10 protein-coding genes are annotated in these 11,093 nt (G+C 66.6%); 6 read left to right on the top strand and 4 right to left on the bottom strand.

Going from position 1 to position 11,093, the window contains the following annotated elements; genetic code table 11:
* The first annotated feature begins 144 nt into the window (after window positions 1–144).
* Genes E4634_RS10700 through E4634_RS10720 form a run of 5 tightly spaced genes read left to right on the top strand, consistent with a single transcriptional unit; the run spans window position 145 to window position 4,893 of the window.
* Window positions 145–1,626, top strand: coding sequence for an aldehyde dehydrogenase family protein (locus tag E4634_RS10700; protein WP_135443702.1), 1,482 nt, complete (start codon window positions 145–147; stop codon window positions 1,624–1,626).
* A 26-nt stretch (window positions 1,627–1,652) separates the two neighbouring features.
* Window positions 1,653–2,435 carry a carboxymuconolactone decarboxylase family protein gene (locus tag E4634_RS10705; RefSeq protein ID WP_135443704.1) on the top strand — a complete coding sequence of 261 codons (783 nt, stop codon included), beginning with the start codon at window positions 1,653–1,655 and terminating at the stop codon, window positions 2,433–2,435.
* 54 nt (window positions 2,436–2,489) lie between these two features.
* Window positions 2,490–3,251: an SDR family NAD(P)-dependent oxidoreductase gene (locus E4634_RS10710; RefSeq protein WP_135443706.1), complete on the top strand. Its 762-nt coding sequence runs from the start codon at window positions 2,490–2,492 to the stop codon at window positions 3,249–3,251.
* Window positions 3,252–3,263: 12 nt separating this feature from the next.
* Complete coding sequence (locus E4634_RS10715) at window positions 3,264–4,061, top strand: NAD(P)-dependent oxidoreductase (protein WP_135443708.1); 798 nt, start codon at window positions 3,264–3,266, stop codon at window positions 4,059–4,061.
* Between the two features lie 46 nt (window positions 4,062–4,107).
* Window positions 4,108–4,893, top strand: a complete 786-nt coding sequence (locus tag E4634_RS10720) for an SDR family oxidoreductase (protein WP_135443710.1) — start codon at window positions 4,108–4,110, stop codon at window positions 4,891–4,893.
* Window positions 4,894–4,988: 95 nt separating this feature from the next.
* On the opposite strand, the gene E4634_RS10725 is transcribed toward E4634_RS10720, so the two are convergent.
* From E4634_RS10725 to E4634_RS10735, 3 genes are read right to left on the bottom strand one after another with little or no spacing between them, the layout of a single operon-like run.
* Window positions 4,989–6,305 carry an acyltransferase family protein gene (locus tag E4634_RS10725; protein WP_167854854.1) on the bottom strand — a complete coding sequence of 439 codons (1,317 nt, stop codon included), beginning with the start codon at window positions 6,303–6,305 and terminating at the stop codon, window positions 4,989–4,991.
* Window positions 6,302–6,898: a rhombosortase gene (gene rrtA, locus E4634_RS10730; protein ID WP_135443714.1), complete on the bottom strand. Its 597-nt coding sequence runs from the start codon at window positions 6,896–6,898 to the stop codon at window positions 6,302–6,304. The genes E4634_RS10725 and rrtA overlap by 4 nt, the downstream gene beginning before the upstream one ends.
* 54 nt (window positions 6,899–6,952) lie before the next feature.
* Window positions 6,953–9,064, bottom strand: a complete 2,112-nt coding sequence (locus tag E4634_RS10735) for a VIT and vWA domain-containing protein (RefSeq protein ID WP_135443715.1) — start codon at window positions 9,062–9,064, stop codon at window positions 6,953–6,955.
* Window positions 9,065–9,218: 154 nt separating this feature from the next.
* Here E4634_RS10735 and E4634_RS10740 point away from each other — a divergent pair, with 154 nt between their 5' ends.
* On the top strand, window positions 9,219–9,971 hold the full coding sequence (locus E4634_RS10740) for a helix-turn-helix domain-containing protein (RefSeq protein WP_167854855.1): 753 nt from the start codon (window positions 9,219–9,221) through the stop codon (window positions 9,969–9,971).
* A gap of 55 nt (window positions 9,972–10,026) precedes the next feature.
* Here the strand turns inward: E4634_RS10740 and E4634_RS10745 are convergent, their stop codons facing one another.
* Window positions 10,027–10,938, bottom strand: a complete 912-nt coding sequence (locus E4634_RS10745) for an LLM class F420-dependent oxidoreductase (RefSeq protein WP_135443719.1) — start codon at window positions 10,936–10,938, stop codon at window positions 10,027–10,029.
* Window positions 10,939–11,093: the final 155 nt, after the last annotated feature.

Raw genomic sequence — 11,093 nt, forward strand, 5'->3', positions numbered from 1 at the left:
TACGATCAGTTCCGTTTGTAACGCCGTAAAGGTGCTTTAGACGGATAAATATAAGCATATAAATACGCAAAAGAGAGTGGTGGCGTGACTTCGGCGGAATCCCGCCCGTGCGCGTCACCACCCCCGGATACGGAGCTACCCGCCATGGCCTTTGCACTGCCCGATACCTCGGCCCTCCCGCGCTATCCCCTGATCATCGGCGACAGCCTGGTGGAGCGGGGCAGCGGTGAGGCCTTTGCGCATATCTATCCCGGCAACGGCCAGTGCGTGGCCGAGGTCGCCGGTGCCGGTGCCGCGGACGTCGATGCCGCAGTCAGCGCCGCGCGCGCTGCACAGCCGGCGTGGGCTGCGCTGCCGGGCGACGCCCGCCGCGACCTGCTGTTGCAGCTGGCAGCGTCGCTCAAACAACACGCCGGGGAACTGGCGCTGCTGGAGACGTTGGGCAACGGCTCGCCGGTGATGATGGCCGGTTACGCACCGATAGTCGCGGCGCAGCGCTTCGAGTACTACGCGGGCTGGGCGGACAAGATCCGCGGGCAGACCCTGCAGGCGTGGAACGGTCCCGCCCACAACTACGTCGACTACGCCCCCTACGGCGTGGTCGGTGCGGTGATTCCCTGGAACGGTCCCCTGTTCGCCGCTGCCATGGTCATGGGGCCGGTGCTTGCCGCCGGTAACTGCATCGTCATCAAGGCGCCCGAACTGGCGCCGTACTCGGTGATGCGCCTGGGTGAGCTGTTCCTCGAAGCCGGCTTTCCCCCGGGCGTGGTCAACGTGCTCGCCGGCGGCCCTGAAGTGGGCGCGGCGATCGTCGGTCACGCGGACGTCGACAAGGTGCAGTTCGTCGGCAGCGGCGCCACCGCGCGCAAGGTGCTGGCATCCGCCGCGGCAAACCTCACGCCCTGCTGCCTGGAACTGGGCGGCAAGTCCGCGGTGATCGTGTTCGACGACGCCGATCTCGCCCGGGCGGGGCAGATGGGCCTGAGCGGCGCGATCAGCGTCAGCGGGCAGGGCTGCGTCAACGGCACGCGATTGCTGGTGCAGCGCGGCATTTACGAGCAATACCTCGGCGTCATGCAGCAGATCGCCGCGCGCATCACGGTGGGCGACCCGCTGGATGCGGGCACCGTGATGGGGCCGGTGATCAGCGAAGCGGCGGTGCAGCGCATCCTCGGTAGTGTCGAGCAGGCGCGCGACGCCGGGGCGCGGGTACTGACCGGGGGTACCCGTCTCGACGGTGACTATGCCGAAGGCTTCTTCCTGCCGCTGACGGTGATTGCCGACGTGGCCCACGACAGCGACCTGGCGCAGCACGAGGTGTTCGGCCCGGTGCTGTCGGTCACGCCCTTCGATACCGAGGAGGAAGCCATCCACCTGGCCAACGACTGCGACTACGGCCTCGGTGCCTACATCCACACCAGCGATCTGCGCCGCGCGCACCATGTCGCCGGACACATGCAGGCGGGCATGGTGCACGTCAACGCCTCGGGGGAGGGCATGCAGCCCTTCGCACCCTTCGGCGGCATGAAACAAAGCGGCTTCGGCCGCCTCGGCGGCGAGCAGGGACTGCTGGAGTTCCTGCAAGCGCGCAACGTGTGGATGAACCTGAAACCGGCCCAGGCCTGAGCATCGCGGCCAGCAAGGAGAAGACCATGAGCCCGATCGAACCCGCGGAGCGCTCACGCTGTGGCGCGGAACTACAGGTGCAGCGCCTCGGCGCGCCCGGCGCCACGGACACCCTGTTGCAGCAGTCCTGGCGCGACTACATCTTCGCCGAAATCTGGCAGCGCCCCGGGCTGGCGACCCGCGCCCGTTATTGGATCGCCATGGCTGGCGCCGCCTGTGAACCGGGCGGCGGGGCACTCGCCGAAAACTATATCCGCGGGGCGCTGGCCAGTGGCGAGGTGACCCTGCCGGAAGTGCGCGAGGCGGCGCTGCACCTGGCCGTTTACGCGGGCTTCTCGCGCGGTACCGCGCTCGACGAGGCCGCCACCCGGGCCGCACAGGCGCTGGGTATTGAGGAGGCGCCGGCGGTGCCGATCCGCGAGGTGGCCTGGGACCCGCAGGTGCGGCTCGCCGAGGGCGCGCAGAGCTTCGAGGACGCGATGCTGTTCCCCGCGCCGCCGCCGGCCACCCCGTATTTCGAGGCCGGCATTCTCAATTTCGTGTTCGGCGAGATGTGGCTGCGGCCGGGGCTGGACCAGCGCTCGCGGCGCTGGATCACCCTGGTCGGCGTCGCCGACTCCTCCTCGCGCACACCCATTCGCACGCATGTCTACGCTGCCATTAAGAGCGGTAACGCGAGCATGGAGGAGATCCAGGAGTTCGTCCTGCAATACGCGGTGCACGGCGGCTGGCCGAAAGCCTCGGTGTTGCAGGGCGCGGTGATCGACATGGCCAAACTGGTGGCGGCGAATAAACCCTACGAGGACTGAGCGCGCGCTGAATCGGCGCTGCTTTAAATTCACTGATCGGAAAACGAAAAAACAATGGCACAGACAATCGACATGCAGGGCAAGGTCGCCCTGGTGACCGGGGCAGCTTCCGGTCTGGGCCTCGCAACTGCGCAACGCCTGGCCGAGGCGGGCGCCACACTGGGCCTTTTGGACATCGACGCCGACGGTCTCGAGAGCGTAGCGGCTGCGTTGCGCGAGCGGGGCACCAGCGTCAGGAGCGAAGTGGTGGACCTGGCGGACCCGGCGCAGTGCGCGGCAGCAGTCGCCGGCACTGTGGAGGCCTTCGGCAGGCTGGATGCCCTGTGTAACGTCGCCGGCATCATCATCATGTGCAACGCCCACGAGATGCCGCCGGAGCAGTGGCAGCGGGTGATCGCGGTCAACCTCAACGGCCCGTTCTACCTCATGCAGGCGGCCATCCCGCACCTGCTCGTCAGCGACGGCGCGGTGGTCAATGTTTCTTCTTCTGCCGCGTTTATCGGTGAGGCCTATGCCGGCGCCTACTGCGCGAGCAAGGCCGGGCTCACCAACCTGACCAAGGCGCTGGCCATGGAATACATGCACCAGCCGATACGCTTCAACGCCGTCGCCCCCGGCGGCATGCTGACCAACATCGCGAACAACATGCAGATGCCCGAGGGCGTCGACTACGACCTGGTCAAGCGCTACACGGGCATGCGCGGTCTCGTCGAGGTGAGCGAAGTCGCCGAGATGGTGGCCATGCTCGCTTCGGATGCGGGACGCGGTTTCCACGGTGCCTGTATCAACATCGATAAGGGTATTACCGCCGGCTAGGGAGGCTCACGCATGGCAATCAGGGCAGGCTTTATCGGTCTCGGCAGCCAGGGCGCACCCATGGCCCGGCGCATGCTCGATGCCGGTTACGATCTCGTGCTGTGGGCACGGCGACCGCAGACATTGGAACCCTTCCAGTCAACAGCGGCACGTTTCGCCGGCTCTGTAGCTGAACTGGGCGAGCAGGTCGATTACTGCGCGATTTGCGTGGTGGACGACGCCGGCGTGCGCCAGATTGTCGATGAACTCCTCCCGGCGATGGCGCCCGGCTCCTTGCTGGTGATCCACTCGACCATCAGCCCGGCACTTTGCGCGACCCTGGCGCAGGAGGCCGCCGTGCGGTCCGTGCATCTCATCGATGCGCCGGTCAGCGGCGGCGGGGAGGGCGCGGCGGCGGGAACGCTCACCGTCATGCTCGGCGGCGCTGCGCGCGATGTGGAACGTGCGCGGCCGCTGCTGGAGACCTTTGCCGGGCAGATCACCCACCTCGGCGGTGTCGGCTCCGGGCAACTGGCGAAGCTGGTCAACAATACCCTGATGGCGGCCAACCTGGCCCTTGCGCACCACGCTCTGGAATGCGCAGTGGCGGCGGGTATCGACCGCGCGGCCTTCGCGCAACTGGTCGGTGTCTCCAGCGGGCGCAGTTTCGCCTTCGACGTCTGTGCGCGTATGCCGGAGCCCGCCGCCTTTGCTCACGGCGCAAAACTACTGGCGAAGGACGTGGGCCTGCTCGGCGAGGCGCTCGGCGATGAGGCCAATTACCAGCAGCTGCGCGATACCGCAATGCGCTTCCTGCAACTCGCGCAATAGGCGAGCGGCGCGCACGCACTCAACCGGATAAGACAAAGGAAACCCCATGAGCTTTTCACTGCAGCAGTTTCAATTACACGACAAGGTGGCGGTAGTGACCGGCGCCGGCGGGCGCGGCAACAGCATCGGCCGTGCCTACGCGATGGGTCTGGCGGCGGCGGGTGCCGCGGTCGTGGTCGCCGATCTCAATGCCGGCGGGGCGCAGGCTGTCGCCGGGGAAATCGAACAGGCCGGAGGGCGCGCGATCGCCCTCGAAGTGGATATCACCAAACCGGAATCCACCCGGGCGATGGCGGCACAGGCGAAGGCCGCTTTCGGCGGCGTCGACATCCTGGTCAACAACGCCGCGCTGATGGTGGAACTGGGTTCAGCGAGCGCGGCGGACATTCCGATCGAGGAGTGGAACCGCATCATGGACGTGAACGTCACCGGCGCGCTCAACTGCGTGCAGGCGATCGTGCCGTTGATGCGCGAGCGCGGCGGCGGCAAGATCGTCAACCAGACTTCCGGGGGGGCCTTCCCCGCGCAGTCCATCTACGGCATCAGCAAGCTCGCCCTGGTGGGACTGACGACTACCCTGGCGCGCCAGCTCGGCCCGCAGAACATCAACGTGAACGCGATCGCCCCGGGCAATACGACCAGCGACGCCGGGCGCCAGCTGACGCCGGACGACTCGCCGTTCATCAAGTTCCTCGAGGCGAGCGTCGCCATGCGGGTGCGCGGCGCGCCGGATGAGTTGGTCGGAGCTTTGCTGTTGTTGTGCTCAAGCGCCGGCGACTGGATCACCGGGCAGGTCATGCATGTCGACGGCGGCTGGGTGCTGCGGCCCTGAGTCGAGGCTGTTGCGACTGGCGTCGCGCAGCCGGTCCCGTCCAGGTCGAGGCGAGCTGAGCAAGGAAAGTAAGGCTTGCGCGCCTCAGCCGCGCCTCAGCCGCGCTTCGGCAGCGGCGGCGCCAGCCCCGCGAGCCATCCCCCACCGAGAATCAGCGCAATCGTCCCCGTGGTCTTCAGCGAGGCCACGGCGCCATCGAAGCCGAGCAGCGTGGCCAGCGTGATACCCGCACCGGCGAGGATCGCGCCACCCACCAGGCGCCAGGCGGCGGGCAGCGGCGCGTCCGCCGGCCGCGATACCCGCTCCAGGGGCGACAGCAACAGCGCCAGCGGCACCAGCAGCACGGTGAGCAGCGCCAGCCATACTGGCCTTGTTGCCCACCAGTCGGCGCCGCCGGGCGCGGTGTGAAAACCGAAGCCGTCGAGGAACCAGCCGGCGGCGAGCACCACCAGCAACACCGTCATGTGCCACAGGTAGATGGTCATGATCATGCTGTTTACCAGCACGCAGGCGGTCCACACGCGCAGGCGCGAGAGCCAGCGCTGCAGCGGCTTTTCTATGGCCATCAGCAGGCCGAACTGGAACAGTCCCAGCGCGACCAGGGTCACCTTGGGCGGCAGGGTATTGCTCACCGCCTCGCCGGGGGAGCCGGCCATCGCCAGCGGGTAGGGGCCGATGAAGATTAAAGCGACCAACGCGGCCAGGCCCAGCGCTGCCAGGCCGAGCATGGCGAGGGTGCCACCAAGGCGGCCGTCGCGCCAGGCAAAACCCAGGTGGTGCATGGCCAGCCACACCCAGAAGTAATTGGTCCATCCCGCCCAGCGCCAGTCCAGCACGAAGAAGGCGATGTCGGTGAGTGCGGCCAGTGCGATAAACCCGAACAGTGAGGGCATGCCCCAGCGCCGCCACAGGCGGTGGGCCGCGGGTGCGAGCAACACGATCATGGTGTAGATGGCGAGGAACCAGGTGGGCACCAGCGCGGCGCGCGAGAGAAAGCGGATGGTCTCGGGTTTCGCGCTGCTCATACCGAGGCCGAAGGATAGCAGGACCCAGAACAGCACCAGCAGTAACAGCGGCGTGAGCAGGCGGTGCAGGCGTGTCGCCAGCCACTGGGCGTAGCTGAGTTGCTTGCGTTGCGCGCTCTCCAGGGAAATGGCGTTGGAGTAGCCGCCGACGATGAAGAAGATCGGCATGACCTGGAAGCCCCAGGTCAGCCACTGGGTCCAGGGCATGACTTCCAGCGCGAGTATCGGCTGGATGTCGCCGCTCGCCGGCAGGTAGTGGCCGGTGGTAATCAGCCAGTGCCCGCTGATCACGAACATGATCGACAGCGCGCGCAGGAAGTCGACGTAGCGGTTGCGGTTCTCCGGTGTCTGCGCGGCGAGTTGGCTCGCCTGTGACCAGATGCTCATAGTGTTGTTCTCCATCCCCCCGGGCAGTCACCGCTGCGCTTATCACTGTTGCGCAACAGGCTGCCGATCACAGCCAGTCCGCCCAGGGCGCCCGCCAGGTGGGCCGGGGCGTAGGGCGGCCAGCTAATATGTGTGAGCAGAGAGTGCCCGGAATTCATCTCGATGACAATTTTCAATGCGCAGGCCACGGCCAGCAGCGGCAGCCAGGCGGCGCGGGTCTCGCGCCAACGCAGGAACAGGGCCACCGCCAGCAGGCTGTTGAGTACACCCGAGAGGCCGCAGTAGCGCTGCAGGTCACACCAGTGCGAGAGCAGCAGCAGGTCCACGACCAGCGTGCCGGCGAGCAGGCTGAGCAGCAGCAGGCGCCGCGAGTGCGCTTCGATGATGGCGCCGAGCACCGTAAACGCCAGCAGGTTCCAGCCCAGGTGTGCGAAGTCGGCGTGCAGCCAGTGGCCGGTGACCAAGCCGATGGGTGAGCCGGCAGCGAGTGCGCTGCGGTCGAAGTAGCCGGCAGCGATCCATTCGCCTGGCAGCAAGGCGGCGAGGCCGCTGAGGGCGGCCAGCGCGAGGGTGAGCAGCGGTAGTTGACGCATGGTCTCGTCCTGCGGAAAAAAGGGTGTCCCGAGGGACACCCCTGTGCCGGTGGGTTACTGGGCCCGTCGCGTACGACGCTTGAACAGCAGGGGCAGCAACAGCAGCAGACCCCAGGGACCGACAGCGCCGCCGCCGCTACCGCCACCACCGGGCGTTGCGCGCGGTGCATTGAAGGCGGGCGCGCCGCCATCCTGGCGGTGATCGCGCACCGGCGCCGCCTCGCGGGCTGCGCGGGCCGCCTGCTCGGTGGCGACCCGTGCCGCGTTGTCGCGGTCGATGCCGTGCTCGGCGAACACCTCATCGCGCACCACGACCATCGAGGTGTAGTCAGTCACCAGGCCGTATTCCAGGGCGAGGTCGACGATCGCCTGGCGGCTGTCGCTGTCCTCTCCGAGGTAGTCGATGCGACGGTCCAGGGCCTCGATACTGGCGAAGGCCCACAGCCGCTCCAGTTCGGGGTTAAGCGTGTCCTGTGCCGGGAAGGACAGCGGCGTGCGGTACTCCACCTCGCGCCCGGAGACCTTGCCGCTGATCTTCGCACTGGCTTCGCCCTCACCCCAGTAGTGGCCGAACACCACCAGCTGTTGTCCGCGATACAGGGAGCCGATATGCGCTGGCGTAAGGTCGGCGACCTTGACCCCGTCGATGTCGATGCTGATATCGCGGTAGGCCTCGTGGGTGAGTTTCTCCGCGGTCTGCAGCAGGCGGCCGGCGATGTCGTCGGCATTGGAAATATTCATGGCGAAGCCGTGGGAGACTTCCGCCATGCCTTCGAGCAAAGGCCGGTTGGCGCTGTTGCCCATGACGAAGCTGAACAGGCGCACGTCGTGCTTCTGCAGTAGCTCCAGGAACGCTTTTTTCTCCGTGGTGCCGACATTGGCCACGCCGTCGGTGACCAGGATGATGGCGCTGGGCCGGTCCGCGTCGAGGCCGCGGTAGCCGGTTTCCAGGCCGGCGTAGAGGTTGGTCCCGCCGCTCGGGCTGATCGACTCCAGTTCGCGGATGTAGCGCTCGATGTTGGCCGCGGTCACCGGCACGTAGTTGCGGGTGAGGGCGCGGGTCCCGTTGTTGAACAGCACGATGCGAAAACGGTCCTGCGGGTTGAGTTTGTGCAGGCCCTGGGAGACGCCCTCGATCAGGCTCTGGTACTTGCCCTGCATCGAGCCGGAGTAGTCGAGCACAAACACCCAGTCGCGCCCGCCGGTCACCGGGCCGAGGTCGTCGCCGGGCGTGACCGTGAGCATGAAGCTGCCGCGTTTACTGTCCGGCGCGCGGTGGGTGACCATGTCGACGCTGCCGGGCAGGCCCTGCTGGTGACGCCAGTAGACGACGATGTCCTGGTCCAGGCGGTAGGGTGTATGCGATGCCGTGCCGGCGGTTTGCGGTACCGCGCTTGCGCCGGCAGTGATGTCATCGTCCGCGAGCGCGCCGTTTGCCCCTGCGGCGGCGATACCTGGCGTTCCGCCATTGTCCATGGCCACCTGCCAGTGATTGGCGTCGGTCCGGGTTACCAGCGCCTGCGGGTGTTGCGGCAACCGGAAGGTGTCGACGGGGTAGGAGGAGCGCATGCGCAGGTCGAAACTGAAGTTTTCCTCGACCGTGTCGTTGTAGGTCCAGAACGCCATCTTCTGCTCGTCGACGCCGCCTTCCTCCAGCGGGTAGACGTAGCGCCCGATGCCGAGATCGACATGGGTGGGCTGGATGTAGACCAGTTGGATATGCACCTCGTCGTTGGCCCGAACCGGGTACACGCGGCTGTCGAAGCTGCGGTACTCATCCTGCTCGGTTAGCGCGGTCTCCCGGCCCTGGGCTTTTTCCTGTTCGTACACCTCGCGGGCGCGGGCCTTTTCCAGCACCTCACCGACCACCGGTTTGCCGTCGATCCAGTAGGTGAATTCACCGACTGCCGCCTCTTCGGGCACCGGGAAGGAATACACCGCCTCGAGCGCCTGGTCGTGGGGGTTGAAGAACACCTGGTCGACGGTGGTGATGGCGTAGCCGTCCTCGATCACCACCGCGACATGGTGGTCGCGCAACTGCAGTTCCGGCAGGCTGCCGCCGGCGGGTGTCATCAGGCCCGCCGCCTGGCTGGCGGGGGCGATCAGGGCTGCCGCCAGCAGTCCGGCGGCGGTGTATTCCAGTTGCTTGCATCGTTTGGCCGTCATGGTTGTTCCCTCTTGTGGTCCGCTTGACGCTTGGCCGCCGCAATGGCGGCCGCGGAGCAAGTAGGCCGCAGAGGTCTGTTATTTGCACCATTAATCCCTAAAGTGGCATAGAATGGCGCCTCAGGTATTAAATATTGATACTTCAGGAGGGCGTATGAGTCAGGTTGCCGCGTTGTTGGAGACGCTCAAGCGCGAGATGAAGGCCGCCGGGATCACCTACGCGATGGCGGGAGCGCAGCTCGGTCTGTCCGAGAGCAGCATCAAGCGCCTGTTCTCGGACCAGCACCTGTCGCTGGAGCGGCTCGAGCAATTGTGCGCGCTGGTCGGCCTGGACATCACTACCCTGGTGCGCAAGATGGGCGAGGAACGCAAGCGCATCGCCATGCTCAGCCGCGAGCAGGAGCGCGAGGTGGCGGCCCACCCCAAGCTGCTGCTGGTGGCTATCTGCGTGCTCAACCGCCTGAGCTTCGACGAAATCGTCGCCACCTACACGATAGGCGAACACGAGTGCATCCAGTTACTGGCGCGCCTGGACCGCCTGAAGATCATCGACCTGCTGCCCAACAACCGCTTCCGCCTGGTAGTCGACGAGGATTTCCGCTGGATTCCGGACGGCCCCATCCAGCGTTTCTTCCGCCGCGAGGTGCAGCCGGCCTTCCTCGATTCCAACTTCACCGGCAGCGGTGAAAAGCTGTTGTTCCAGAGCGGCATGCTCTCGCGCGCTGCCATGGATACGCTGCAGCGGCGCATGGAGAAATTGCTGGCGGAATTCAACGAGCAGCACCAGGCGGATATCGAACTGCCGCTGGAGCAGCGCTTCGGCTGCAGCATCCTGGTGGCGATGCGCGCCTGGGAGTTCGCCTATTTTTCGCAGTTCCGGCGCCAGCCCAGCGCCAAGCAGGTCTAGGCCGCCCGGCGCCACGCAGTTCCGGACCGCCCGGCGCAAGTGCAAGGAGGCTTGCTCAGTGCAGGCCCAGTGCCCGCGCCGCGTCCTCGATACGGCCGAAGGCCGCCTCGTCGGTCATATCGTCGAGGCCGACGATCAGGCGCCCGACACCGGCCTGCGCGTACTGCGGCAGCAGTTCGCTGGCGTCACCCAGTTCCACCTCAAGGGCCCAGGGCGGTCGCTCGCCGATATTCATGTAGGCCGCGGGTACCAGCAGGGTGATGTCCATGCTGTCGAAATCGCGCCCGGCCTCGTCACAGAACTCACGCAACTGCGCAATCTGCTCGCGCGCCTGTTGCGGGCTCAGCATGGAGGGCAGCCAGCCGTCGGCGATGGCGGCGACCCGGCGCAGCGCACGCGTGTTGTCGGTCTTGTCGTTGCCCGAGCCGAGCAGCACCGGCGGGTGCGGCTGTTGCAGCGGTTTCGGGTTGCTGTACACCGGCGGGAACTGGATGTACTCGCCGTCGAAGGAGGGCGTGTCCTCGGTCCACAGGGCCTTCAGCGCCTGCACCGTTTCCGTGGCGATCTTGACCCGCTGGCGGAACGGGGCGCCCATGATCTCCGACTCCTCCTCGATCCAGCCGTGGCCGACGCCGAACACGAAGCGGCCGCCGGCGATACGGTCCAGGGTGGCCACTTCCTTGGCCAGGATCAGCGGGTTGCGCTGGCTGATCAGGCAGATGTCCATGCCGAACACCAGCGTGCTGGTCACCGTTGCCGCCGCGGCCATGGACACGAAGGGGTCGGTCATGTGGCGGTAGTTGTCCGGCAATGGTACGCCGTAGCGCTGGGCGTCGGCGATTTGCGCCGGAATGATGATGTGCTCGCCGGTCCACATCGACTCGAAACCCACCGCTTCGGTGTGGCGGGCGAGGTCGGTGAAAGCAGGGCCGAACCAGGGATAGTTGGCGGAGGTGCCGATTTTCATGCGGCGGGCCTCGCAGCGCGCCCGGCGCCGGGCAGTGGGATTCGTTGCATGGTGTTGCTCCTGTGGGTCTTATTGTTTGCACGGCTGGTAAGCACGTGTTTACCACTGGGCCGACTCTAAACCAGCCGCCGGGGAGGGTAAATGACTGTGGGCGC

This window comes from Mangrovimicrobium sediminis, assembly GCF_004745945.1.
GTDB lineage: Bacteria > Pseudomonadota > Gammaproteobacteria > Pseudomonadales > Halieaceae > Mangrovimicrobium > Mangrovimicrobium sediminis.